Annotated in this window: 22 protein-coding genes and 1 pseudogene; 13 read left to right on the top strand and 10 right to left on the bottom strand. The window is 61.1% G+C overall.

Annotated features, from left to right (window positions below):
- Positions 1 to 511 precede the first annotated feature (511 nt).
- From LDH74_RS00840 to LDH74_RS00825, 4 genes are all read left to right on the top strand, one after another.
- Positions 512 to 934 carry a hypothetical protein gene (locus LDH74_RS00840; RefSeq protein WP_226040744.1) on the top strand — a complete coding sequence of 141 codons (423 nt, stop codon included), beginning with the start codon at positions 512 to 514 and terminating at the stop codon, positions 932 to 934.
- A gap of 184 nt (positions 935 to 1,118) precedes the next feature.
- Entirely contained in the window at positions 1,119 to 2,243 is a 1,125-nt protein-coding gene (locus tag LDH74_RS00835; protein ID WP_226040743.1) for a metal ABC transporter substrate-binding protein, read from the top strand.
- A complete protein-coding gene (locus LDH74_RS00830) occupies positions 2,240 to 2,977 on the top strand; it encodes a metal ABC transporter ATP-binding protein (protein ID WP_226040742.1) in 738 nt (245 codons plus the stop codon). Before LDH74_RS00835 ends, LDH74_RS00830 begins: the two co-directional genes overlap by 4 nt.
- A 5-nt stretch (positions 2,978 to 2,982) precedes the next feature.
- Entirely contained in the window at positions 2,983 to 4,002 is a 1,020-nt protein-coding gene (locus LDH74_RS00825) for a metal ABC transporter permease (protein ID WP_226040741.1), read from the top strand.
- 14 nt (positions 4,003 to 4,016) lie between these two features.
- Here the strand turns inward: LDH74_RS00825 and LDH74_RS00820 are convergent, their stop codons facing one another.
- Together LDH74_RS00820 and LDH74_RS00815 are read right to left on the bottom strand one after the other, a co-directional pair.
- On the bottom strand, positions 4,017 to 4,418 hold the full coding sequence (locus tag LDH74_RS00820; protein WP_226040740.1) for a hypothetical protein: 402 nt from the start codon (positions 4,416 to 4,418) through the stop codon (positions 4,017 to 4,019).
- A 230-nt stretch (positions 4,419 to 4,648) separates the two neighbouring features.
- Positions 4,649 to 5,280: pseudogene (locus tag LDH74_RS00815) on the bottom strand (IS6 family transposase); the annotation flags it as partial.
- Between the two features lie 344 nt (positions 5,281 to 5,624).
- Here LDH74_RS00815 and LDH74_RS00810 point away from each other — a divergent pair.
- The 3 genes from LDH74_RS00810 to LDH74_RS00800 all read left to right on the top strand — a co-directional run bounded on the left by LDH74_RS00810 (position 5,625) and on the right by LDH74_RS00800 (position 7,889).
- Positions 5,625 to 6,644 carry a hypothetical protein gene (locus tag LDH74_RS00810; protein WP_226040739.1) on the top strand — a complete coding sequence of 340 codons (1,020 nt, stop codon included), beginning with the start codon at positions 5,625 to 5,627 and terminating at the stop codon, positions 6,642 to 6,644.
- 137 nt (positions 6,645 to 6,781) lie between these two features.
- Positions 6,782 to 7,144, top strand: a complete 363-nt coding sequence (locus LDH74_RS00805; RefSeq protein ID WP_226040738.1) for a hypothetical protein — start codon at positions 6,782 to 6,784, stop codon at positions 7,142 to 7,144.
- Between the two features lie 109 nt (positions 7,145 to 7,253).
- Positions 7,254 to 7,889 (top strand): IS6 family transposase, encoded by a 636-nt coding sequence (locus tag LDH74_RS00800; RefSeq protein ID WP_226040268.1) that lies wholly within the window; start codon positions 7,254 to 7,256, stop codon positions 7,887 to 7,889.
- Between the two features lie 363 nt (positions 7,890 to 8,252).
- Here LDH74_RS00800 and LDH74_RS00795 read toward each other — a convergent pair whose 3' ends face one another.
- A complete protein-coding gene (locus LDH74_RS00795) occupies positions 8,253 to 9,509 on the bottom strand; it encodes a hypothetical protein (protein WP_226040737.1) in 1,257 nt (418 codons plus the stop codon).
- 234 nt (positions 9,510 to 9,743) lie between these two features.
- On the opposite strand from LDH74_RS00795, the gene LDH74_RS00790 reads away from it, so the two are divergent.
- Positions 9,744 to 10,718: a glycosyltransferase family 2 protein gene (locus LDH74_RS00790; protein WP_226040736.1), complete on the top strand. Its 975-nt coding sequence runs from the start codon at positions 9,744 to 9,746 to the stop codon at positions 10,716 to 10,718.
- Between the two features lie 140 nt (positions 10,719 to 10,858).
- Positions 10,859 to 12,178, top strand: a complete 1,320-nt coding sequence (locus LDH74_RS00785; RefSeq protein ID WP_226040735.1) for a PKD domain-containing protein — start codon at positions 10,859 to 10,861, stop codon at positions 12,176 to 12,178.
- Positions 12,179 to 12,332: 154 nt separating this feature from the next.
- On the opposite strand, the gene LDH74_RS00780 is transcribed toward LDH74_RS00785, so the two are convergent.
- Entirely contained in the window at positions 12,333 to 13,658 is a 1,326-nt protein-coding gene (locus LDH74_RS00780; RefSeq protein ID WP_226040734.1) for a polysaccharide deacetylase family protein, read from the bottom strand.
- Between the two features lie 221 nt (positions 13,659 to 13,879).
- Here LDH74_RS00780 and LDH74_RS00775 point away from each other — a divergent pair, with 221 nt between their 5' ends.
- Together LDH74_RS00775 and LDH74_RS00770 are read left to right on the top strand one after the other, a co-directional pair.
- Complete coding sequence (locus LDH74_RS00775; RefSeq protein WP_226040733.1) at positions 13,880 to 15,583, top strand: asparagine synthase-related protein; 1,704 nt, start codon at positions 13,880 to 13,882, stop codon at positions 15,581 to 15,583.
- Between the two features lie 154 nt (positions 15,584 to 15,737).
- A complete protein-coding gene (locus tag LDH74_RS00770; protein WP_226040732.1) occupies positions 15,738 to 16,223 on the top strand; it encodes a hypothetical protein in 486 nt (161 codons plus the stop codon).
- A 67-nt stretch (positions 16,224 to 16,290) separates the two neighbouring features.
- On the opposite strand, the gene LDH74_RS00765 is transcribed toward LDH74_RS00770, so the two are convergent.
- Positions 16,291 to 16,902 carry a hypothetical protein gene (locus LDH74_RS00765; protein WP_226040731.1) on the bottom strand — a complete coding sequence of 204 codons (612 nt, stop codon included), beginning with the start codon at positions 16,900 to 16,902 and terminating at the stop codon, positions 16,291 to 16,293.
- A 377-nt stretch (positions 16,903 to 17,279) separates the two neighbouring features.
- Between LDH74_RS00765 and LDH74_RS00760 the strand changes: the two genes are divergently transcribed.
- Entirely contained in the window at positions 17,280 to 18,269 is a 990-nt protein-coding gene (locus tag LDH74_RS00760) for a DUF1616 domain-containing protein (RefSeq protein WP_226040730.1), read from the top strand.
- A complete protein-coding gene (locus LDH74_RS00755; RefSeq protein WP_226040729.1) occupies positions 18,270 to 18,848 on the top strand; it encodes a metal-dependent hydrolase in 579 nt (192 codons plus the stop codon). It begins immediately after the preceding gene.
- A gap of 411 nt (positions 18,849 to 19,259) precedes the next feature.
- On the opposite strand, the gene LDH74_RS00750 is transcribed toward LDH74_RS00755, so the two are convergent.
- From LDH74_RS00750 to LDH74_RS00730, 5 genes are read right to left on the bottom strand one after another with little or no spacing between them, the layout of a single operon-like run.
- Entirely contained in the window at positions 19,260 to 21,242 is a 1,983-nt protein-coding gene (locus tag LDH74_RS00750) for a hypothetical protein (protein ID WP_226040728.1), read from the bottom strand.
- On the bottom strand, positions 21,232 to 22,194 hold the full coding sequence (locus LDH74_RS00745; protein ID WP_226040727.1) for a glycosyltransferase: 963 nt from the start codon (positions 22,192 to 22,194) through the stop codon (positions 21,232 to 21,234). Before LDH74_RS00745 ends, LDH74_RS00750 begins: the two co-directional genes overlap by 11 nt.
- A 2-nt stretch (positions 22,195 to 22,196) precedes the next feature.
- On the bottom strand, positions 22,197 to 23,267 hold the full coding sequence (locus LDH74_RS00740; RefSeq protein WP_226040726.1) for a DUF354 domain-containing protein: 1,071 nt from the start codon (positions 23,265 to 23,267) through the stop codon (positions 22,197 to 22,199).
- Positions 23,267 to 24,325, bottom strand: coding sequence for a glycosyltransferase family 2 protein (locus LDH74_RS00735; protein ID WP_226040725.1), 1,059 nt, complete (start codon positions 24,323 to 24,325; stop codon positions 23,267 to 23,269). The genes LDH74_RS00740 and LDH74_RS00735 overlap by 1 nt, the downstream gene beginning before the upstream one ends.
- The gene (locus tag LDH74_RS00730) at positions 24,325 to 25,725 is read right to left on the bottom strand and encodes a nucleotide sugar dehydrogenase (RefSeq protein WP_226040724.1); all 1,401 of its coding nucleotides are present in this window, start codon (positions 25,723 to 25,725) and stop codon (positions 24,325 to 24,327) included. Before LDH74_RS00730 ends, LDH74_RS00735 begins: the two co-directional genes overlap by 1 nt.
- Positions 25,726 to 26,255: the final 530 nt, after the last annotated feature.

Below are 26,255 nucleotides of genomic sequence, written 5' to 3'. Positions count from 1 at the left end.
AACGTGTTCATCGTCTCGAGCTGCTATCTGAGAAGCGATACAGGTGAACTACGTCTCACTCCAGGCTGGCCAACCGGTGTGCGGTGGCGCGCGCTGTCGACCGGCCGAGCGTCGCGAGGCGCGAACACAGTGAGGGCCTCGGAGAGCGAGCGGTGACCGCAGGGAACCGTGAGCAAAGTGAGGTCGGTCGATACCACTGCGCGAGGGATGAGTGAACGCCGTTAGGCGTGAGCGTTAGCGCGGAACCGACGGTTCCGCGAACCATGCGAACGGGCGCTGCACGCCCGTGAGCAGAAATCGGTTGGGGAGGGCGTGGCGATTCCCTGTTACCACGATAGCAGGACGCTTCGTCTCACCCAATACCCATCAGTAACTCACCGCTCTATTCACACGGCTATACAACGGATAATCCAACCAGAATCCAGCGAAACGGGCCCAGCGGGAGTGATTATCTACCATGGATGCGATTCGAGTCGGGACATCTTTGTAAGTCCCCGTTCCACCGAAAGCCGTGTCCCATCCAGTTCGTGACGCTCGGCGACGGATCCAGACGGATCACGCGCCGATCGTCGCCGGGATCGACGCCTGCGCCGACGCAGTCGCCGACCCCTGGGATACCTCGAGAACGACGGACAGCCACGCGGTGGCCGACGGACTTCGCCGACTCCTCGAGGAAACCGGAGTACTCGAAGCCCTGCTGAGCGTCCTCGCCGACGCGGTCGAAGCAACCGGTTACGACCTTCGGGCGAGTCCCGTGGCGGGACCGCCCTACGTCGTCGTGACGAGCCGCGGCCCCGTCCTCCGGGCGACGATCGATCCCGGGCGGCTCGTGATCCGATTCAACGCGTTCGAGGTGATTCGCGATTCCGATTCGGACCGTCCGCCGGCCTATCGTCGACTGGACGGAACGCAACTCGAGGTTTCCCTCGAGTGACCGTTCGCAGGTCGTCCCAACCCGTCGATGACACTGGATCGACTTCGCTCGAGACGACCGGATTACTAACTCAGCTCGCTATATCGCCAGTTATTGTTAACAGACTCGACCATCGAGCGTTGCAGTTAACAAAATAAGGCTCTAAGATAATAACCCTTATACTCCGGCGGGACCAGTCTCGAGTATGAACCCGACACGACGCGCGCTGCTCAGAGGGGGAGCCAGCGCACTCGCCGCCGGTACCGTCGCCGGCTGTCTCGACGACATCGACGCGACGAACGCGGACCTCGAGACCGGCTACGCCGCCTTCTTTACCCTCTGGGACTGGGGCCAGCAGGTGAGCGGCGACGCGGTCGATTTCGAGAACCCGGTCGGAACCGGCCAGCCCGGCCACGGCTGGTCGCCAAGCGGCGATCTGACTCGAGACATCGCCGACGCCGGCGCGTTCGTCTACTTCGACACGCCGGAATTTTCGTGGGCACAGGACATCGCGGCGACGCTCGAGACCGACTACGATACCGTGGCCGTGATCGACGGGCTCGAGGGGCTCGAGGGGGAACTGCTCGGCTGGGACCACGAGGCCGACGCCGGTACCCACGCTCACGAGACCGAGAACGATCACAGCAATGATTCCCACGAGGACGAAGGCGATCACAGCAATGATTCCCACGAGGACGAAGGCGATCACAGCGACCACTCTCACGACAGTGAGGACGGCCACGGCGACGAGACCCACGACGGCCACGATCACGACCGGTCGTCGGTGGATCCCCACGTCTGGCTCGACCCCGTGCTCGCGCAGGATATCGTCGATACCATCGCGTCGGGACTCGCCGACGCCGACCCGGACAACGCCGGAACTTACGAGGAAAACGCCGCCGCGTACACGGACGACCTCGCAGCCCTCGACCAGCGATTCGAAGACCTAATCGACGCGGCCGACCGTCAGATCGCCGTCTTCGCCGGTCACGACTCGTTTACCTACCTACAGGAGCGATACGGGTTCGAAATCCACACGCCGACCGGTGTCAGCCCACAGGAACCGAGTAATAACGATATCTCGGCGACGCTCGAGCTGGTCGACGAAGAGGGAATCGAGACGATCCTCTACAGTCCCTTCGAGGACCGCGAAGGCGAGTACCCGCCGCTGGTCAACACCATCCTCCGGGACACCGACGCGACCGACGCGATGCCGATCACGCACCTCTCGGGGACTCTCGCGAGGTGGCAAGAGCGGGACTGGGGCTACGTCGAGCAGATGGAAGAGATAAACATCCCCGCGTTCAAAAAGGCACTAGACGCACAGTGACCGTCGTCGACCTCGAAAACGTGACGTTCGCCTACGGCGAGCAGCCGGCGGTGAAGGACGTCTCACTTCGGGTCGAAGAGGGAGACTTCCTCGGGCTGATCGGCCCCAACGGCTCGGGCAAGACCACCCTCCTGCATCTCATGCTCGGACTGCGCAGTCCCGACAGCGGCTCGATCGAACTGTTCGACGAACCCGTCGACGAATTCGACGACGGCGAGCGGATCGGCTACGTCTCCCAGCAGGCGACCAATCGTGGCGGCTCGATGCCGGTCACCGTCCGCGAGGTTGTCACCATGGGCCGGTTCGCCCACGCGGGCCACAGCCGACTGACCGACGAGGATCACGCGGCCGTCGACGAGGCCCTCCAGACGGTCGCCATTACCGACCTCGCGGACCGACAGGTCAATCAGCTCTCCGGCGGCCAGCGCCAGCGGGCCTACATCGCACGCGCGCTGGCCTCCGAGGCCGACCTCCTGGCGCTCGACGAGCCGACCGTCGGCGTCGACGCCGAGTCCCGCGACGCGTTCTACCAGTTGCTCGAGTCACTCAACGAGTCGGGGATCGCGATCATCCTGATCGAACACGACATCGGCGTCGTCACGGACCGGGCGAGCCGGATCGCCTGCATCAACACCGAACTCTACCACCACGGCGACACCGAATCGTTCGTCGAGAGCGACGCCCTGACCGAGGCCTACGGCGCGACGGGCCAGGTCGTCCATCACCACCACTGATATCGATGACGCAGCATCACTCTCTCCGTCGTCGGCTCGAGCACGTCGGAATCGGCCTCACCGCGATCCTCGCGGTCGCGATGGTCGGCCTGCTAACTATCGACGCGTTGCGCGAAGCGCCCGTCGTCGGCGTGCTGTACGAACAGGCCCGAATTGCGGGCTGGTGGGCGGATCACTACCTCGGGACGAACGTCTTCTACCATCCGTTCATGTGGCGCTCGATCGCGACCGGAATCCTGATCGGGGTCGTCGCGCCGCTGGTCGGGACCTATCTCGTCCACCGCGAGATGGCGCTAATCGGCGAGACGCTGGCCCACACGGCCTTCGCCGGCGTCGCGGTCGGCTTGGTTGTGAGCGCGACGACCGGCTGGAACGGCTCGCTGATGCTCGTCGCGCTGATCGTTGGCGTCCTCGGTGCGCTCGGGGTCCAGTGGCTGACCGAACGGACCGACACCTACGGCGACGTGCCGATCGCGATCATGCTGACCGGCAGCTTCGCCGTCGGCACGCTGATCATCAGCTACGGCCGCGGCATGACCGGGTTCAACGTCGAGGGCTATCTATTCGGGAACATCTCGGTCGTCACCCCCTCGGGGGCGCGGCTGATGGCCGTCATCACCGTGGTCGTCGTGGTCGTCACCGTCGCGACCTACAAGCAACTCCTGTTCATCACCTTCGACGAACAGGCCGCCCGCGTCGCGCGGCTCAACGTGACGTGGTACAACACCCTGCTGATCGTGATGACGGCCGTCGTCGTCGTCGGCGCGATGCAGATCCTCGGCGTGATCCTCGTCGCCGCGATGCTCGTCGTCCCCGTCGCCGCGGCCACGCAGATCGCCCACAGCTTCCGGGAGACGCTCTACTGTTCGATCCTTTTCGGACAGGTGGCGGTCATCGGCGGCTTCGTCTTCTCGATTTCCCAGGGGCTGCCCACCGGCGGCTCGATCGTCGTCGTCGCCATCGTCTGCTACCTGCTCGCGATCTTCGCCTCGAGCCGGTCGACAGCCGCCATTTCGACTCACTGACGGGCCGCGAACCGTTACGTGCGGGCTCGAGTCCGCGATCCGTCGAAGAGTTGCAGGACGACGCCGAGCACCGAGCAGCCGATCCCGATCGGGACGAGTACGAGCCCGATTCCGGGCCCCCACGCGGGACCGGGGACCAACATATCGAACACTCGTGCGACCAGCACGGGGACGACCAGCAGGAGAATTGAGAGACTCCCGGCGACGGCCCCTATCGTGAGTACCCGTCGCGACCGTTCGGACGGCTCCCGCAGACGAATACTGAAGTACAGGATCCCCGCCTCCGCGAGCGCGAGGATACCCGCAATCACGGATAGCAACACGAAGATTCCGGTGAGACCGGCCGCGAACCCGTCACCGGGCGGGTTTTCTGGAATCGCCGCGAACAGCAACGCCGCGGTTAGGAGGCTGACCACACCCAACAGCGCGGTGCCGGCAGCGACAGTTCCGGACCGACGGAGAGATGTCGATGAGATAGACACTACTACTGACAGACGTGTGATAAACGTTGCGCGTCACAGCAGCCGGGTGCGGATCGGTCTCGGCTCACTCGGCATCGCGAGACGATACCCGATGCCTCGAACGACGACCGACGGCCGTGGTTCGGAACCGTCCGTCCTCCATTCGGCTGGAACGGTCGTGTTTCGTTTGTAGCATTGTGCCAGACGGCGAAGGCTTGGAGCCACGATTCTGCTGTCGACGGTTGTGCGTGGCTAAAACTGTTGATAACGAAGATAGACGACGTTTTATCTCACAGAAACCACGTTCAATACTGTTCCGATTTCCATGTTTTTCGTATTGAAATCGGAGTCCAGATCGGCGGAGTGCAGTCTGGAGATGTTTTGCTCCCTCAACGAGAAACACAGCATCGTCAAGGTCATGTTTCTCGGTGGGCTCCCGCAGGAACCGTTCTGTCAACACGATCGTGATCGTCGAATACAGCCGTATATGGAGTATATTGTTTGTTTCTGGATCGATAGCAGTGTACAGCCAATAGCGATGTTCGTCAAGTTGAATCACCGTCTCGTCAAGCGCGACGTGATTCGGTTTCTCGTCAACTGCCGGCTGTAGATCGCATTTGTAAACCCAATCGTGGACTGTCTTTCGACAGCGATCGACGCCGAATTTCTCTAATTCTCGAACGGTATTCGAAAGCGATAGGCCAGCAAGATGGAGTCAAATACCGAGTTCCATCAGCTGACGCGGTGTCCGCTCTCCCTCCACAAAACCCAAATCAATCCAGTCGCTACACCCGCTGAGGCGGTCGATTTGTGGCATGGACACCATAAAATCGTACCGCCTCACTTTTCACGCTTAACGAAACAGCGCCCGCTGGATAATTGAAACCGCCTTCTCAGCCATCAAGCGCTGGTATGGATTCGCTGTCAGGCCACGTACTTGTACCGAGGATTTTGTGAGTTGGTGTTCATCTCCGCAGTCTACACCCTCGAACAACCCATCAAACAGCCACCGTTACGTCGCCACTGGATTCAACAAGACAGTCTCGTGTCGGCAGAGAAATCCACAGCGACGGTGGGAGACGATGTTCTCGATTCTAATCTATTAAGTAGAATTAGATACAGGAGTTAGTTTTTTATATCCCCATATTATAAATTAGGTTGATGGTATACGATGACTATACCACGTACGGAAACGGTATAAATCGACGAAAAGTCCTCCGGGGAATGGCCATCGGAGGCGCTACTCTGACCGGGGCTGTCGGCACTGGCTCAGCGCAGTTGGATTGGGAGGCATCTGGGAATGCTGATCAAGAGTTTGCCAACTCACGCTTCAAGAAACGCCCAGCGGCTCTTGGCGACGTCTCCGTGATAAAGGAGTCTAACGCTCTTCGCGATCTTCGCCAAAAAATAAGTGATAGTACAGGACGGACGGTGGAAAATGTGCTCCCACTGTCGCTCGAACTTACGACGAATAATGAAGACGTCAACGCACTCAATCCCTCGCTCGCCGTTTCACTCCTGAAAGATACCAGTACCCCATGGGAGAACACTACTCCTCAAGATCTCGGTGTGCTAGTGGCAGGTGTTGTCGACGAACCGGAGTCTGGAGTCAACTCAGGCGATTCGGTTCAGGCCAATGATGGAACCGGTAGAATTCCTGTCTCTGCCGGAGCAGTTACTCTTCACGGTAATTCCTCTGATAGTGCCAGTTTGAGTCGATCCAAAGATAGGACACACAAGACTGCCGAGTCAAATGACGAGGTCCAGTATGAACTCTTCAGCTACGAGGAGGGTAATGAAGTCGTCCAGAACCAACAGCAGGGACAACTACCCAATACTACTGAACCGGTTGGTACCGTAAGTAGCCAGAGTTCCGAATTGCCATCTAGCCTCACGCCTGAGGTGGTTGAGAGCTATCAAAATGATACTGGTGTTAGCACACAGGGTCTAGCCGGTAGGATCGGCTGTACCACCTGTACTGCGGTCATTCCTGCGATATGTGCTGGCACGTCGCAACTTGGCTTCTACGGTTGTGCAACCCGGTGTGTCCCATACGCTACAACTTATCCAGTGCTAGCGGGGGCTTGCGGAGTCTTTTGTAGATACGTAACTACCGTGCAGGGAGCAGCACTTTGTGCAGCGTCGCCAGCAATTATCTGTGCAGGCGCGTTCGGCTGCTGATCGATTCACTCACCAATCCAACATTTAAATATCTTCGGTGTGGCATTGGTGTTTACAGATTCCGAACAATTACTGGTGAAATATATATCCAGAATTCTGCCGATAGATTTATTACTTCTCATGGAGAAACATTCCCTATGGTAGATCCCGACTTTAGAAAACTGATTGAGCGGATCGGGGTTCGGGAAATAGTTGTCCTACCGGTCGTCTCGCTTGTTCTGTATCTGGCTACAGGAGACCTGTATATATCAATAATCGGTCCCGTTGTCGTAGCGCTAGTTTCCCTTGCCTTCGCAACAGTCGATATCATTAATGGTGATAGACGGTATGTGAAGTTGGGCGTATTCATCTTCGGAATCGCGGGAGGTGCTATTATGTTTGTAAGCGCAAGTATCCCTGCCTGGTTTGGCATTATGATCGCTCTCGTTTCCTTGTGGTGGACCGCGAGCACCTTGGTAAATATCTCCCAGCATGACTGGGAGACTGTTCGCGATTCCTGATGATTAATATGGATTAGGGTTCACACACTGGCTTAACCAGACAACGCCGCTGGAACGGCCGTGTTTAGTTAATCGTGAAAAGTGAGGCGTGCTGATTTTCAGCTGGTTCATGGCAGAAATCGCACGCCTCAGCGGTAGTAGCGACTGGATTGATTTGGATTTTGTGGAGCGAGAACGGACACCGCGTCGGCTGATGGAGCTCGGTATTCGACTCCATCTTGCTGGATTATCGCTTTCGAATACCGTTCGAGAATTAGAGAGGTTCGGTGTCGAGCGCAGTCGCAAAGCAGTCCATGATTGGGTTCACAAATGCGATATACAGCCGACAGTTGACGAGGAACCGAATCACGTCGCACTTGACGAGACGGTGATTCAACTTAACGAACATCGCTATTGGCTGTACACCGCTGTCGATCCAGAAACGAACAACATACTCCATATACGGCTGTATTCGACGACTACGACTGCGTTGACAGAACGGTTCCTGCACGAACTCACTGAGAAACATGATCTTGATGATGCCGTGTTTCTCGTTGATGGAGCGAAACATCTCCAGACTGCACTCCGTCGATCTGGGCTCCGTTTTCGATACGAAAAACATGGAAATCGGAACGCGGCGGAACGTGTCTTCCGCGAGATAAAGCGACGTACCTCCTCATTCTCAAACTGTTTCAGTCACGCACAACCATCAACAGCCGAATCGTGGCTCCAAGCCTTCGCCGTCTGGCACAATGCTACAAACTAAACACGACCCCCGACCGCTACCGAACACTGTTCCGACAACCGCACGTTCTCCCTGAAGCGGCAGACGGCTCCGTCACGCCCTCGGTCACCACAGCGATACTATCGGCACATCATCGTCACAGCCAGTCATTCGTCACAACCGGTCAGACACCAGCTATAGTAGCCACTGACAGTCACGGCACACCTGATTGCATGAGAGTGGCGCGGTTCGGAGCGAGTGCGGTTCGGAGCGGGCGCGGTTCGGAGCGAACGTAGTGAGCGAGAACCGCGGGGACGCGAACGGCGAGCGAAGCGAGCCGTGAGCCAGCACTGTGAGTGAGAACTGCGGACTGTGCGATCAGCGTGGAAATCGTTGCAGTGGCTACTACAACAGGTCCGTCGCAGTAACGACATCCACGTTCTGTTCGTCGATATACTCGAGCAGGTCCGCGAACGCCTGCACGCTCATCCCGTCCTCGCCGATGTAATCGAACTGCAACACCGCGAGCTGGCCGTACTCGGCGGCGTAGTCGATGTACGTTTCCGTTTCGTTGCCGGCGTCGCCGGCGAAGAATCCTACGTTGTAGGGATCGGTGAGCGCCAGCCCGTTCGGACCGCCGCCGAACCGAAACGCCTGTTCATGGTGTTCCTCAACGAGGTCGCGAGCGGTCGGGCTGAGCACGTTCCGCGGGGTGACGAAGTGCTTCGCGCCGTCCTCGAAGCCGCGGCTCTCGAGGTACAGCTTCGTGTCTCGGATCATCCGCGCTTGCTCTTCGGGGGAATACTCGTGGAGAAAGTGAGCGCCGGTTCGCGGCCGAGCCGCCATGTCCCAGCCCGCGTCGCTCAGTTCCTCGAGCCTGTCGATCGTGAGTCGCTCTCCCTCACCGATGGCTTCGGGCATGACGGCTTCGACGCCCGCGTACCCGTAGGACTCCATCCGATCGAAGACCTCCGTGTAGTGGCTCTCGAGCATCCCATCGAACAGGAGCATCACGTTACCCCTCTCCGGTCGGTCGACGACGCGGAGATCGTCGACCTGGCAGTCGATCGAGCCGGACGTGTCACCGCGCCGACGGGCGGTCAATCGAATCTCGCTGACGTCCGTCAAATCCGGCTGCTCCTCGATCTGACCGGTGCCGAAATCGACGCGAACCCACCGATCGGACGGGCCGATGAGCGTCCGCTGCAGCACGTGAGCGTTCCGCGAGTTCGGCGCGAATAACTCGAGCGAGAGCCGGAGCTGCTCGCGGCCGGTGAACTTCACGGCAAGCGAGAGGTTCGAATTGCGCAGGTCCAACCCGTCGACCACCTTGTAGATTGCCGCGTACTCCGTGTCCTCGCTCGCGGTGAGGCGAGCCGACTGCGATCCGCCGTACGGATCGTCAGTCCCGGCCTCGAGGGTGCCGCCGTCGATCATCGCGATCCAGTCGTCGAGGGACTCGAAGTCATCGATCGATTCACCAGGGAGCTCGGGCAGTCCGTCGGCGCTCGGCTGATCGGCGTCTCCGCTCGGCGTCGACTCCGCCGGCGACGAGGTATTGCCGCCACGCCACTCCCGCAACTGCGAGAGACAACCGGAGAGTCCGAGCGTTCCAGCCGCTGCAACGGTCGTCACGAACGATCGTCGGTTTCTGTTCGTCATTACCCACGTCGACGGATCGTTTGATCTTTCTTATACAGTTGTTAGTTGGGCCCTGTCGACCGATGAGAGCCGGTCGGCTGTCCTCGAGCGATGGTCGGTCGCTACAGCCGTACCGGTTCGTCTCGGGGTAACGGTACCGACAGGCACTACGTGCACGCCACCACGCGAGACGACGAGGGGCGACGGCGTTTAGCCACGCGATAATAAACCGATCGGGACAGGTACGACCGGCAAATGACTCGAGTCAGCGTCATCATCCCGACGTACAACAGAGCAGCGACGCTTCAACGCGCGATCGACAGCGCGCTCGAACAGACGATCGACGACCTCGAGGTCGTCGTGGTCGACGACGGTTCGACCGACGACACCGAGTCGGTGCTGGCCGCGTACGAGGATCCGCGGGTTCGGACCGTCATTCACGCGACCAACCAGGGTGCGAACGTCGCCCGGAACACGGGTCTCGAACACGCACGCGGAGAGTACGTCGCCTTCCTCGACTCGGACGACATCTGGCTCCCTGAGAAACTCGAGCGCCAGCTTGCGGCTCTCGAAGATCGCTCGAGCATCTGGGTCGGGGCCTACTGCGACACGACGTACGATCTGTCCGGAACGAGCGGCTGGCTCCGATCGACCGCCGCATCCGTGCTCGCTCGCCGGGATGGCGAACCCACGAAAGAGGGCAACGATGAGCTGGTCGGCGAGATTCTCGCCGACAACGTCCAGCCGGGTGCCGGCTCGACACTGCTCGTCCGCACGGCGGTTGCCAGGGAGGCCGGCGGCTTCGACGAGGACCTGGATCGGTTCCAGGACCCGGAGTTCTGTCTGCGCGTCCTCGAGCAGGGCAAACTCGCCTGCGTCGACAACGTTCTCGTCTACCGCGACGATACCGGCCACCCGTCAGCTGACGTCATTAAAAACGCGAGCGAGCAGTATCTCTCGGCGTACGAAGACGAGGTCGAACGCTTCGAGGAGGAGGGGTACGAGATTCGCTCGAGCCACGAACTCATCCTCGCGAAGCGGTACCTCGCGGAGGGACGATTCCTGCGAGGGGCGTGGCACTTGCGGAACGCCGCCACGTCGCCGCGGTCGTACCCCGGTATCTGCTGGGTCACCGGCACTGGGGTTCGTCGGCGACCGCTTCCGGTCGTCTTCGCGCTCGGCTTCCTGCTCGTCGCTCTCATATTCAGTCAGCGCACACGTTCTCGGTGAATGGGCCCGTTCGCGGCTGATCGCTTTCGACCACAGCGTGTGCGTTCTCTTGCCGCGAACCATTGCAAAACCGGAACAATTCCGTTTCCATCGGTTACCGTACCTGTAGTAAAGCCGACCGCAACCGAGGGGCCGAACGGATGAGACGCGATTCACTTTCACGGAGATCGGTACTGGGAGCGACAGCCGGGTTTGCACTCGCGAGTGCAAGTGCCGCCAGCGTCGTCGGCGGTGCGATCCAAAACGAGGAGGGGAGCGTCAGTCGAGACTCCATCGTCATTCGGGAGGGAACGGACGAGGAGACGACGGCGTACGTGACGAGCGCTGACGCCGAGGGACCGACAGCGATCGTCGTCGGCGGACTGCACGGAAACGAGACCGCGGGCTATACGGCCGCGGGGCAGATCGCCGACTGGACGATCGACGCCGGCACGCTCGTGGCGATCCCCGAGGCGAATGCCGTCGCGATCGAGCGCGGGACCAGGAACGACGACGAGGGGAACAACCTCAACCGACAGTTCCACGAGGGGGAAACGCCGGAAACGGCACTCGCACGCGCCATCTGGGAGGTCGTCAGCGAGTACGACCCGGACATCATGATCGATCTCCACGAGTCGACGGGGATCTACGCGGGCGACCCCATGGACGGGGTCGGGCAAGCGATTTTCCACTCCAGCGGTGATGAGGCGGCTGCCGCCGCGGATGCGGCCGACTACGTCACTCGGAACTACGTAGACGACCCCAATCTCGCGTTCCAGACCGGGCCGTTCTCCATGCCCGACACCGACCCGAGTGGCTTGCTCGCTCACAAGGCCGCGCGCGATCTGAACGCCGACGGATTCCTCGCCGAAACCGTTTCGACCGACGTCGAGCTCGAGACGCGCGTCAGGTGGCATACGGCCATCGTCGAGCGGCTCCTGGAGGGCGAATTGCTCCTCGAGGACTCCGACAGCGGCAGTACTCCCGACGAACCGGTCGACGAGGAGCCGGCGGAGTCCGAACCCGAGCCCGAGGAACCCGAAGAGCCCGAGCCAGAGCCCGAACCCGAACCCGAGCCTGAGCCCGCGGACGACAACGCTAACGATGATACCGAAGCGCCCGGAAACGAGGCCGGTGATGAGGCCTCAAACGAGGACGGTAACGAGTCTTCGGACGACGACGGTGAGTCCGCAAGCGATGAGTCACCGGCCGCGAAGATCGAGGTTCGTCCGACGTGGACCAGCGAAACGGCGATCGAGCCGGGCCAGACGGTCACGCTCGACGCGTCGGGGTCGTCCGATCCGGACGGCGAACTCGTCGGCTACGAGTGGTGCGTCGGCAACGACGGCTCGTTCGACGAGACCGGCGAAACGGTCGAGGTGACGGTCAGCGCACCCGGCGAACACCCGGTCGCACTGCGAATCGTCGACGAAGACGGCTCGACCGACACCGCCCGGATCACGCTCGCGACGAACTGCTGATCCGCTGAGTGTCGGGCCAACCGCGCGACCACGACGGCAGCCACGGCCGGAGCACCGTCGCTTCCGGCTCGTGAACAGCGGCAGTTTCTACGGGACACCGACCGTTTCGAGAAGTAGTCCGCACGCACCGAGCGGGTGAGCCGACCGTCGCCGATCAGAGGTTGCTCGTCCGCATCTTCCAGAGATCGTCGAAGGTAATAACCTCGACATCGGAGCTATCGATGTGCTCGAGTAACGTCTCGTAGTCACCCTCTGGCATCGTGTTGTCGGCTTCGAAGGTGTGGAAGTTCAGGATCGTACACTGGTTGTGCGCTGCGGCGAGATCGACGCACCGTTTCGAGATTTCGAGGTCGTGCCCGATCGTCCGCGGTAACGCGAGCGGATCGAAGCCGTAGACGTTCGTCGTGTTGACGTTGCCGGCCTGATTGAAGCCGCCGCAGTAGTGGTATTTGGCGGTCTGCTTGAGGCTCGCCTTGTCGTAGCTGTTGTGCGGGTAGACGATGTAGTTCGCCCCTTCGAACCCGTTGTCGATGTACCACTGCTTGTCCGCCTTGAGTCTGCCTTCGATTTTCGATTCGTCGGTTTCAGCCATCGGATCGTGCGTCCCGTGGACGACGATCTGATCGCCCGCCTCCTGGCGCTCTATGAGCTCCGAGCGCGACATGGTTCCGTCTTCGCCCTGTTCGACCCACCGCGGAACCGGTGCCTGCACCGTCTGGAACCCGTACTCGTCGTGGAGCGGCGCGGCCGTTTCGTAGTAGTCGAGCATCCCGTCGTCCCAGCTCAGCATGACGTACCCCTGATCGGGCGTCTCGTGCGTGCGCAGGTCGTCGATCCAGACCTCGGCCTCCGGCATGGAGTGAAGCAGCTGGATCTCGAGCCGATCGAGGTTATCGAGGTCGGGTTCGTACTCGCTCTGCTTGAAGACCCCGGGGCTCGCCCGGAACCAGCCGACGTCGGGCGAACGGTACGTAATTTCGCGGAGCGAGTACACTTTCGAGCTCCCGAACCGATCGACGAGACGCAGGTTGACCGTGATGCTCTCTGGGGTCGTCGTCCGAATGGCGAAGGACAGGTCCGTCCCCGTCATGTCCTCGCCCCCGAGACTTCGCTGGGCAACGACGTTCTCGCTGCCGTTCGACTGGAGCTTGAAGCTCTGCTCGCCGTCGAAGACGACGTCCGTGTCCGCTTCGCCCGATCCCTGCTCGACGGTCCAAGGCTCGAGATCGCTGAAATTGTCGAACGATTTACCGGGTTGGCGAAGCCGTTCCCTGCTGTTGAATTCCGTTTCGAGCGGCGGAACGCCGTCAGCCAACCCTGGTACCGAGCTGTCCGAATCGTCCGTCGTGTCGTCCGATGAGTCCCCGTTCCCCGTACCGGTCGCAGACCTGATCTGCTCTGCACAGCCCGCCATCCCGGTGAGACCGGCTGCACCCGATAGTGCGAGGAACCGTCGTCGTGTCGCGCGTTTCCGTGACATTAGCGATCCGATGGTACTGCCAGCAATCCTATTATTATAGATCTAATAGTCGGGATCGGGGGCCGCTCGCATCGGCGCTCAACGGCCGTTTCAGTACTTAATAGTCGCATAGTTATTGAGAACTCCCGCAAAGAGAAGACCACGAAGGCGTCCGTACGTGGGGTGGGGGCGAGCGTATTCCACGCTCCGATCGGACGTCATCTACGCGGTGGTCTTCGACGATGAACAGGGAACTCTTCGGTGTATTCGGCGGTATTGATGCGTTCGAACGGTTCAGATCCAGTGAGGACTTCGACGAAGTACTCACCGGATCGACCGTCACGGTCGGAATCAGGGATTCTGATCTCGGGACGCCCGGCTGGAGCGCGACGTACACTCGCGACGACGGCTACTGTCTCATCTGGGGGGAGGCGTACGTTCCCGACGACGAGCCCAACACCGCTCGCTGGCTCCTCGAGCACTACGAGTCGGAAGGGGTCGACGCACTAGAGCGTCTCAACGGCTCATATCTGGCCGTGATCGACACCGAAGCGAGCGATGAGGCGTTCGTCGCGACGGATCCGATTCGGTCTCGAGAGTGCTTTTACACCGACGAGTCCGGAACTCGCGTCTTCGGAACAGATTCCGCCGAAGTCGCACGCACGATGACGGACCCGACGCTGCATCGGAACGGAATCCTCGAGTACCTGCACCTGGGGGTGACGCTCGGCGAGAAGACGGCCGTTACGGGACTCCACCGACTGCCGATCGACAGCCGACTCGAGCCCGCGTCGGTCGACTCGTTCGAACGGTTCGTCTACGATCCACAATCGTCTTCGGAATTCGACGTCGTCGCCGAGCTCGCCGATCGCCTCGAACGGGCGATCAAACGGCGGTCGTCGCTGCCCGGACAAAAGGGAATTCTCCTCTCGGCGGGCTACGACTCGCGGATCGTCCTCTCACAGGTCAATAATATCGACTGCAGTTACACGGTCGGCTCACTGGACGCACAGGAGGTCCGCGCCGCGAGATCGCTCGCCGCTCAGTATGGCACGAGTCACACCGCCTTCCCCCCGGACGAGCGGTATCTCCTGCCGGACGAGTCGAAGATCCCGTACTCACAGGGGATCAAGGAATCGTTGCACATCCACCACGCCGGCTATACGGACGAGATCGGAGTCGATACGATGTATCACGGCCTCCTCTGTGACACGTTCTTCCGGGGCCATTTCACCGCCTCGAAGACCGTCGACGTCCTCGACAAGCGCATCCCGACCGGCGGACTCGAGTCCGATCCCGACCCCGTCGAAGTGTTCCTCGAGAAGTTCGGGTACAGCCGCGACGCCAGCCTCCAGTTGGCCGACCGAACGTCCTTCGACGTCGATCCGGACGCGTTCGTCAGGGCGGCTATCGCCGACGAATTCGACTCGAAACGATGGCGCGCGGACCAAGTACAGAACGCGCTGTCCTGTTGTGGCATCGCGAACCAGCCGTCGATCCCGTTTCACAATCACCTTTCCGATCACTTCGTGACGTCGTTTCTGGCGACGGATCGCGAACTGATCGACTGGCATCTCCGGACGCCGCCGGAACTCCGAACGACGGAAACATTCCTCCGCGCGTGCGAGCAGGTCGACGACGATATCCTGCGACACAGACCGCCCGATCGACCGTACGATGCGACGCTACTCAACGAGGTCGAAGGGTTCCTTCGCCGGAAGACGCCGTTTCTCTCGTCGTTCGAACCGCCCTGGCCGGACCGGAAGACGCTCTTCGAACGCCACGACTTCGATCGACGGCTACTGGGCGACCTCGAGCACGTCCACGGCCTGCCGGCCAGACACAAGCTCAGGCTCACTGACCTCCGCGGGTGGCTTGAGTGCAGGTCTGAGTTACAAGAGCAACTGGTCCCGTGGCTCCGGCCACCGGATCCACTAGTCGCGTAACACGTTCTACTCGTCCCGACGGGTGTACGGGAGTAGCTAGATTTCGACTCCAATAATCATTATCACCTTTGAAAACGCACTAACACCCCTTTATTCCGTTCACGAGCGCTAAACCGTAAGAACCCTTATATACCGCGGTGTTTTAGCGCGCAATATGCGTCTGACGCCGTCTTGGTTGCGCTCTTCGTCGGCAGATTCCGCCGAAGAGCAGTCCGAGGATTCCGATGCGCTTTCCGGAGTGACGATGGTCTACGCTCCCGGAAGCGATTTCTCGGGGGACGGTACGATCGACACCCGTATCAGGGACTTCATTCCGGAATCCGACGCTGCCCTCGTCGCCGTCCTCGACGAGATGAGCACCCCGGTGACCGTCGACGAAGTTACCGATACGCTGATCGAACCGGCTCGCCCATCGATCGAAACGTGGGCGACTATCCACGAACGACTGCATCAGAACCGCCTACCGGCACTCGACGCGAAGGGTGCCATCGAGTTCGACGAAACACAGGGGTTGATCGAGCGGTCGACGGATCAATCAGGTGAGAGCCGGTCCTTCTCACGAGCGAGGCTTGCAGCGATCTCGGTCGGGTTATTGCTCGTGCTCATCGTGTTCGTCTCGGCGTTTGTTCTCATTTCGTAACGGCAAAACCGACGAGTCCCGTTCCTGTATCGGTCACGCTGTAGCGAGAACAGTTCACTAATCGTCGTTAGTTGACGAGCCGACTGATCGTAAGCACCGTAAAGAGCGACAGGATGAGTGCGCTCAGGCCGATCCCCGAGAGGAACGAGGTAAACGGCAGCTCGATCACTGCACCGAGGAGGATCGCATAGGAGAGCACCGTTGCACCGATATAGTAGTCATCCCACTCCGGGCTCTCAGGGCCCGTCTCGTCGACCGATTCGTCGGTCGAATCCAGCTCGAGGTATTTGTCGACGCGATCGGCGAGGGGCTTTCGCTCGACGATACCGCGGTTTTGCTGGTAGTCGATCAGGCCAGCCTCGTCGAGCTTCGAGAGATGCGACTGATAGAGCGGGATGTAGACGCGCTGGCGCTCCGTGGACGTGAGCTCTTCGACGGTCGTATCGTGCTCCCACGCTGCAACCTGCTCTGCAACGTCGCGCATGCGTACGGGACCGTCAGAGCCGCGGAGGTACCGGAGGACCATCCGACGCCGTTCGTTCTGGAGGAGATGAAAGACATCGTCTTTCGAAAACGTCTGCTCCTCGGAGGGACAATCAGCTTCGTCAGCCTCGTCCTGAGCGTCATCGGTCACACCCTTCTCAACTTTCTCTTCGGAGCTGATATGTTTCGCGTTCATTTCGACAATCAACCCTATTCAGGAGAGGGTAATAAAGGATAGAAATCGTGTATCTGAGAATTACTTGATTTACGTGATTTCACAACTGCCGATTTACCTTTTAGTTGTTTTTATACGCCCATATAGCCGGGTAGATGGCCTAAATAGAGCGATTTGGATAGGGGGTAGGGCATTTATTTCGAGAAGATACTCTACGCGGATTATCCAGATTTTCAGATCGTTCACGGTCCTATAGCGCTCAAGCATCAGAGCACGAAAACGGAGTAGATTCGGTGTCGGGATCGTTATAACTCAGCGTCAGACGACCGTCAGACCGGCCGTTATATCGGGCTTATATTGGCGATAATAAACCGCCACCGTCCCCTCGTGATGGGACAATGAGCGACAACCACTTGTGGTATCTCGATCTGGCAGTCGTCATCGCAGTCACTGGCGCCCTCACGCTCGGTATTCTTTCGGGAGTATCCGGAGCGATACGAATCGCGTTATCGATTCCACTTATTCTCTTTCTTCCGGGGTATGCACTCGTCTCTGCCCTCTTTCCGGACAAACCTAACGACGACTATCGCTCCTTCGATCAGGAAAAAACTGGCCTCGGCAATCCGCTGTTAGTCAGTGGCGGACTCCAGACGATCGAACGAACCATCCTATCAGTTGTCTTTAGCGTTGCACTCGTTCCCGCGATCACCCTTTTTTCAAGCTTGACCCCTAGGGGTTTGACGCTTGAACCGGTACTCTCCGGGCTTGCAGTAGTCACCGTCGTCCTGGCACTTCTCGCGATCGGATCTCGCTACCGCTGTCCGCCCGATAGACGGTTCGTTCCCGCGGTTTCGTCGATATCCCCGTTCTTTACCCGAGGACGACCAAGCCCGTATGGGCGAATCGACGTTCGCCCGTACAACATCGCCATCGTGATCGGAGTCGGCCTCTTGCTCGCGAGCGCTGGGTTCGCCCTCGCGAACCCACCACAGCACGATGGATATACGGAGATTTCCGTGGAAACGGACAACGTTACCGGCGACACCGAAACGATCTACGACTCGACGTATACCGCGGGAGAGAGCCAGGAACTGCAGGCGACGATCACGAATCAGGAACACGAAGAGCAGCGGTACACGACCGTGGTACTGCTCCAGCGGGTGAGTTCCGACGGTGAGACCGTGACCGTCAACGAGTCGGTCGAGATGGACAGGAAAAATGCAACAGTCGCCGATGGTGACTCTCACCAGCAGCCCCTCGAGATCACGCCGACGATGCGAGGGAACGATCTTCGGCTGACCCTATTGCTTTACGAGGGCGAGCCACCGGCGGAGCCGACGGCTGAGAACGCCTATCGCAAACTTCACTTGCCGATCGAGGTCTCATAGATGTGGCCGTGGGAGCATCTCGCGTTCGCGTACGTCCTGTACTCGCTGGCCAGGAACGTGCTCTCCCGGACATCACCCTCGGCCCAGGAAACGATCGCCGTCGCTGTCGGCTCACAGTTTCCGGATCTGCTCGACAAGCCGCTCGCCTGGACGTTCGGAGTCATAGACACCGGATACGCTGTCGGACACTCGATTTTTGCCGCGCCGTTCATCATTCTTGCAGCGTATGTAGTGGCCGCTCGTCGAGGAAACCGAATCCTCGCGGGTGCTTTCGCGTTCGCACATCTCTCGCACCCGGTTGCCGATCTGCTCAACCGCGTACTCAGGGGACGACCAGTCGACCTGCGGATCGTTCTCTGGCCAATCAAATCACCGCCACCGGCCACGCAGGGCGGTTTCATCGATCATTTCGCCCGCTACTTCATCCGGTACGTGAACGCGATCGTCGCCGGCGGACTGACGCCGCAGATCGTCTTCCAGTCGCTGCTCGGTCTCGCCGTCCTGGTGCTCTGGCTGTTCGACGGTGCGCCGGTCGCTGCTGACGTCTGGCGAGGGTTGCACGCCCAAAGACGGCAGTGAGCGGCAATCGAGCGGCGTCGGAACAGTCTCGAGCGAGCCACGACATATTCGACAGTGTTCGTTCTCGAGACGCTGCGTTCGCTACTGCAGCTGTTCTCTTAGCCGCGTTATCCGTTAGTCGACCGGGCGAACGACGGGCAAGTACCTGAACCGTCAGCCGTGACCACGGGTCACAGTTGTGCCGCTACGTGTTCGCTCGAGAGCACTGCTGGTCGACACATTGGCCGCAACAGCGTAGCGCTTCTCGGCCTCGAGACGATGCGGATGAAATACGCGGGCTGATCGAAAAATAGTACTGACCGTTCTGAGATCGGCGAGACGCAACCGAAAGAAGCAGCTGATTGGATTCGTCGTCTGATCTGCGTCAATGATTCGAACGCAGACGAATGGAACCGCCGACGAGAGCGGTGATCAGTTCCCGGCCGGGGAGGGCGTACAGAACGTTACGTCACCGTTCGTGTAGACCGTCCCCTGATCCGGACGGCAGATTTGCTCTCGAGAGGGATTCATTATCTCCGCGTTCCCGTTGGCGTCCGGGAAGAACACCGCGTCGGTCGATTGCTCCGTTCGATAGACCGTGTAGCTGTGATTCGTTGCGCCGCCGTCAGGAACCGTCGCGGTCGTCGTTGACTGATACGCGCCGGTCCGACTGATCAGCGTCTGATAGGGATGATCGGTGTGGAGCTGCTGATCCCTACGGATCTCGTCACCGTCCGGTGAGCCGGTCAGTTCGCCGATCGCCTGCGCCGCGGCGAGTTCCGTCTCGTCGTACGCGAGGCGCTCGTGGTGATCCGAAAACACCGGGTTGTCGGCGTTGCTCCCGGGAGCGAGGACCATCGCGCCGGGAAAGACGAGCGAGAACACGATCAACACGGTGACGGCGAGTGCCGGCGTCAGGCTCCCCCGAAGCGTCTGCAGTCCGATCGCACCGAGGATGGCCATCGGCGCGTAGAGGAACGCGAACCAGCGCGTCGGGATGAAGTTCCGGATGCCGAACATCGGCAATCCGAGGACGAACACGAGCATGAACGCCGCCGCAAGCAGGAGGGTGAACACCGACTGTTCAGCGCGTCTCCTGTGGACGACGTACAGACAGCCGACGAACGTCGCTCCAAGCAGGAACAAGAAGCCGAGCGCGTCAACGTAGGGAACGACCTGGTCGATCAGCGACGGTGCAGCCTCGGCCCCCGCCTCGCCGCCGTCGGACGAGGACGCGCTCGCGATATTGAGGAAGCCGGCGCTCTCCTCGAGCGTCTCCGAGAAGTAGCTCAGCACCGTGGCCAGGAACGACCCCTGTCCGTACGGCGTGAGCGACCAGACGAAGATCGTCAGCCCCAGATTGAAGACGACGAGGCCGACGAGGTTGACCGGTTTCTTCGTCCGGAAGACGCTCGTATCGAGCCGCGTCAGCCCCAGCGGACCGATCACGAACACCACCTGCGCGAGGAACGCCGCGAGTAGCAACACGAGCATGATGAACGTCGACACCTGGTGCGTGAGGATGACGGCGACGCTCATCAGGAGGAGGAGAGAAAAGTCCCGAATCGTGTACTCGATCCGCATCACCCGGATCAGTGCGTACAGCATCCCGAGGAAGAAGACCAGACCCAGACTCGTCGGGATGATGTGCATTCCCCACCTCGCGACGTGACTCGAGAACGCGTAGAGCGCCGTCGCCAGCACCGCCCACCGCACCGGAACGAGCAGGTTCGTCGTCGAGTAGACGAGCAGGGCTGCCAGGGGCATCACGATCCCGATGGAGAGATACAGCGCAGCGCGAACCGGAACGTCGTACAGCAGTGACGAGGCGGCCACCAGCAGGTGGTAGAACGGCGATCCGTAGTGTTTGTCGTGAGAGATCCCGCTCAGTGATTCTTCCCTGAGAAGAGCGTCGACGAGCCCTTGATGCGTCCAGATGTCGATCCCGACGTATCCCGGCGTCGCGTACAGTGCGGTAAACCGGAAGACGAACGCGAAGCAGATGATCTGAAACACCAGCAGTCCGGGGTGGAGGTCGCGATCGTTCGCGAAGAGGATCTGGCCGATAACGAGGGTCCCGACGACACCCGCCAGTCCGAAGAAGAGCGGCGTCCGTACCCCCTGGACGACTGTGAGCGTCACGAGCGCGGCGAGTCCGACCAGTACGACGCTCGGGAGTGCCATCGTCACCGCGGACGGGAGGGTCGGGAACGTCTGCGACTCGTCCCGCTGCTGGTACAGGGAGAGGAGATACAGCGCACACGCGGTTCCGAGTACCAGCGGAACGGTATTGATGTACAGCTGCGACGTGAGGAATCGGAGCGGGAACAACAGCGCTGCGAACAGGAACCCAGCGATCGCCGCGAGCGTGTCGAGTCGCAGCGGCCGCAGTTCCGACAGCGAGCTAAACCTCATGGCTGACCCCCGCTCGATGGGGCGTCCCGGTCGGTCGCTCGAGGACGCGACGATACACGTCGAGGAGCTGATCGCCCATCGCCTCGAGTCCGAGCCCGTCGATCGCTTCGCGCCCGTTCGATCGACGGGGGCCGTCGAGGACGCGCTCGAGGCCGGCGGCGAGTTCGTCGTCGGCCGTCCCCACGACACAGTCGTCGACATCGCCGATCGTCTCGCGGACGAAGCCGACGTCGGTCGAGACGATCGGGACGTTACAGGCGGCGGCCTCCTTGACGACCAGCGGCCCGCTCTCACGTGTCGAGGTCACGAGGAGGACATCGCTCGCGTTCATGTAGTAGGGCATTTCTTCGTAGGAGACGTCGTCGATCGTCCGTACCTCGAGGTCGACGTCGGCGCGCTCGGCGACGCGTTCGGCTCGCGGGAAGTCCTTGACATCCCGACTCCGATCGTACGGAAACAGTGCGATCCGCGCGTCGGCGTCCCACCCGATTCGATCGCGAGCCTCCTCGCGCGGGATCGGTCTGAACAGCTCCGTGTCGATGCCGAACGGGATCTCGACGTGTTCGGCGTCGAGTTCGGTGGACATCGCCGGACTCGGGACGATCGTCGCGTCGGCGAACCGAGCGCCGTACCGGCTGATCCGACGGAGCCATCCCATATCGCTCATCAGGTCCGTCCCCCAGAGGCTCAACACGACGGGACGGGTCGGCTGAGCGAGGAGGAACGGCGCGACGAGGCCGTAGTGGCCGTGGACGAGATCGTACTCGTCCGACAGTACGTGCGAGAGGACTCGCGGATAAAAGCGAAGGTAATCCAGCGGCGTCCGCGGAGAGTCGGCACTGTACTCCCCGGGAACGCCGATGACGGTACACTCGATACCGCGGTCTTCGAGGACCGATATCTGCTGTTCGAAGAACGACCGCGTGGAGGTGATGAGATGAAGGACGTGCATAGTTAGCCTGGATTCGACGCGAGCGTCGATTTGTTCGGATCGGTTCCGGAACCGGCTATCTCGACTTCCCGGACGATGACGTCGGTGACGTCGACCCGGTCGGCAAGGAGCCGGTCACGCCGGCGCTGCCACGTCGACTGGTCGCCGTCCTCGACGATCGATACCGCCCGCTCGAGCGATTTCGCGTGGCGATCCTCGCCGTTGTAGCTGAACACGAGATCGTACTCCTCGTCGAGTTCGGTCACGTAACCGAGCGCGAGCGAGTTCACGTACACTGCCGGCGTCCCGAGGACCGCCGCCTCGGCGGCCATCGTCGCACCCTCGCCGACGAAGCAGTCCGCATAGGCGAGCAGATCGTGCATCCGGTCCGGCGCCATCGTGTATCGGCGGGATTCGAGTTCGGCCGGGAGGTCGACCTCCGACGTGAGCAAGACGGTCGCGCCGGCGTCCTCGAGGCGTTCGACGACGTCGACGGGATCGTCGAATCCGCCCTGTCCAACGTCGTGCGAGGAGTCCCAGCTGCTCAGGCGCATCACCACGAGCGTGTCGTCCGGCTCCAGCCCGGCGTCCTCGAGCACCGCGGGATCGGGCTCGAACCGGTCGGGGTGCAGGTACGCGAGTTCGTGATAGCCGGGGTACGTGCGGTGCTTCGGACCGATATCACCCTGATAGCACTCGGGCGTACAGACGACGTCGGCGAACGGATACGCGAGTTTCGTGATGATCGTCGCGTGTTCCGTGTCGTAGAAGACGACGCTCTTCGCACCAACCACCGACGCGACGTGAGCCGCGGCGACGCCGCCGATCGCCGTGATCACGTCCGGCCCGATCCGTCGCGCCCGCCGCAGGAGCCGCGTCTCGTAGGTCGCCTGCACGGCCGCCAGCGAGAACAGCGAGTTCGACTCGCCGGCCAGCACCTCGTGATCGATTCCCGCGCGCTCGAGCAGTTCGACTGTGACCTCGTTTTCGCGGGCGAAGACGTGGAGTTCGTGGCCCTGCGACTGGAGTTCCCGGATCGCGTGCTTGAAGAAGTGGACGTGACCCGGATGCTGGATCGTCACGATCGCACGCATCAGCGACGCACCCCCAGTTCGGCGTTGTCCCTCGCGTCAGTTCGCATCGCGACCAGGAACAGCCCGACGCTGGTGAGGAGCGCGAACGCGGCCGCAGTCGGTTCGCGCACAGATGCCTCGCCGTCGACCGCGTTTACGCCACCCAGGATCCCGATCGCGGCTGCGGCCGCCAGCACGGCGATCCCCGCCGCGTAACAGAGGACGGTAGGGTGCAGTCTATCGGCGGCGAACTGCGTTTTCAGCCGCTGACAGAAGCCACGCAGTAGCGTGATCGAGGTGACCGGGATGAAGGTCTTATACTGGATCGTACTCTCCTCGTCGGCGTAGACGGCCGGCATCGACACGTCTGCAACGCGCATCTCCGCGACGTTCAGCCGGACGAGCAGGTCGTTTGGGTACTCGTGATCGTCCGGAAGCGACTCGATGTCGATCGCGGATAGCGCGTCGTGAGAAATCGCGGTGTACCCGTTCTGAGGGTCCTGCAGGCGCCAGTACCCGCTCGCGATTTTCGTGAGCTGGGTCAGAACCCAGTTCCCGAACAACCGGAACGGTGGCATCTCCCGACGCGAGGCGCGATCGGCGAGTCGGTTCCCCTTCGTGTAGTCGGCGTCCCCCTCCACGATCGGATCCAATAGCTTCGGGAGCTGATCCGGGTCCATCTGCCCGTCAGCGTCCATCGTAACCGTAATATCGATGTCGTCGTCGCGCGCGCGGACGTAGCCGGTCCTGAGCGCGCCGCCGGCACCCTGGTTCTCCGCGTGTCGAATGGGGACGATTTCCGGTCCCACGACGGCGCCGCCGTCCGGGAGGGACGCGCGGAGGCGCTCGCTCTCGTCCTCGGGCACACCGTTTTCGGGCGCTTCGTCTTCGGCGGACTGATCGTCCTCTTTCGAGGCGGCCGCGTACGTCCGGATGATCCGCCAGGTGTCGTCCGTCGAGTCGTCGTCGACGGCGTAGATGCGGTCGACGAAGTCGGGCATCGTCGCGAGGACGTCACCGACGTGATCTTCCTCGTTGTACGCCGGGACGATCACGCCGATCGTGTGTCTTCGATACATTATAAACTGCGGTAGACGAGTTCGGCGTCGGCTGCATCGCCCGGTTCGAACGCGCCCGCGATGTCGATTAGCGCGCCGTCGTCGTTGAGGGCCGCCGCAACGTCGTCGAGTTCGATATCCTCGAACGCCGAGTGCGAGGTGGTGAGGATGACGGCGTCGAACCCGTCGAACGAGAGCGATTCTTGAACGTCGATATCGAACGACGCTCGGATCTCGTCGTCGTCCGCGTGCGGATCGTATCCCTCGATATCGATGTCGAACTCGCGGAGATGGTCGATGACATGGGCAACCTTCGAACTGCGAATGTCACCCACGTCCGACTTGTACGCGAGTCCGAGCACTAGCACGCGACTCTCTCGCAACGTCTTGTGACACTCGTTGAGCGCCTTGATCGTCAACTCGGCGACGTGGTTCGGCATCGACTCGTTGACCGACCGGCTCGTGAGCATCAGTTCCGGATCCGCCCCCGCTCGCTTCGCGCGGTGGGCGAAGAAGTAGGGGTCGACCGGAATGCAGTGCCCGCCGACGAGTCCCGGCCGGTAGTCGTGGAAGTTCCACTTCGTCCGCGCCGCCTCGAGCACCTCTCGCGTGTCAAGGCCCATCTGTTCGAAGGCCATCGATAGCTCGTTGACGAGCGCGATATTGACGTCACGCTGGATGTTTTCGATGACCTTGCACGCCTCGGCGACCTCGATCGACGGGGCGGGGTGGACGCCCGCGTCGACGACCGATTCGTACAGCGTCGCGACGTCCTCGAGGACCTTGTCGTTCTGCGCACCGACCACCTTGACGACGTCCTCGAGACCGTGGTCGTCGTCGGCCGGCGTCGCGCGTTCCGGCGAATAGCCGACGAAGAAATCCTCGCCCGCGCTCAGCCCGGACGCGTCCTCGAGCGCCGGGACGAGGACCTCTCGCGTCGAGCCCGGGTAGACGGTCGACTCGAGGACGACGGTAGTGCCGGGATCCATTTTCGACCCGACGGTCGTCGCCGCGCTCTCTATGTAGCCGAGGTCCGGCCGCTCGTCGTCGTCAATCGGGGTGGGAACCGCGATAATGACGTAGTCGGCTTCGGTGATCGCGGTCGCGTCGGTCGTATAGGAGATATCACCGTCCTGGATTGCTTCGTCCGTGAGGTCACCGGTCGTGTCGATACCCTCCTGCAGTCGGTCGACCGTCACGTCGTCGACATCGTAGCCGATCACGCGGTAGTCCGACTGCGCGAATCCGACCGCGAGCGGGAGCCCGACGTATCCCAGTCCGACGACGCAGATCGTCGCCTCGCGGGTCGATTGCTCCGTCGTGTGCTCGAGGGTGGTTCCCTCACCGCTCGATTCGAGCGCGTACTGACCGCTCGCTCGCTCGTCCGCTCGCTCTTCCGTATCGCCAATTATCGTGGTCATGAGTGATTGTTATCGCGTGACCGTCACACGACCGAGTGCGACGGTGACTGTTCGAGAGTGGACGCCCGCCATCGGTTGGGCGCGCCGTAAAATCGAGAAGCCGCCGTCGGGGGTTTACTATACCCCGGATAAACGATTGCAAGCGTTCCACGCAGTGAAACCGGGAACGGGCGGGCGCTATCGACGGTAGTGACCAGTCAACGGCTCGGTGACCGGATGAGAGCTTAAACCGTTGTTAAACGCTCCTATACGAACTCATAATGAAGGTCCCCAGAGCCGGAGTACCAGTACGGTCGGCGAGTTCACGTCATCGTGACTCGGCTCACGCACCGGCCGTCACAGAACCGCGTAATCATGGTGTCCAATCCCCAGATCGGAGTCGGAGCCCAGCTCGCATCGATTCACAGCGCCGTCTCGATCGGACCGGGTCCGGCTTCGACTCACCACCAGGGGACTCACGCAATTCCCTCGAGGGCTATTTCCCTCGGGGCTGGCGATCAACCCGATGGACCGTTGTCCGCGATACAACT

The organism is Natrinema sp. DC36 (assembly GCF_020405225.1).
Lineage (GTDB): Archaea > Halobacteriota > Halobacteria > Halobacteriales > Natrialbaceae > Natrinema.
The sequence above is the reverse complement of the archived record's forward strand: the minus strand, read 5'-3'. Positions and strand labels throughout refer to the sequence as shown.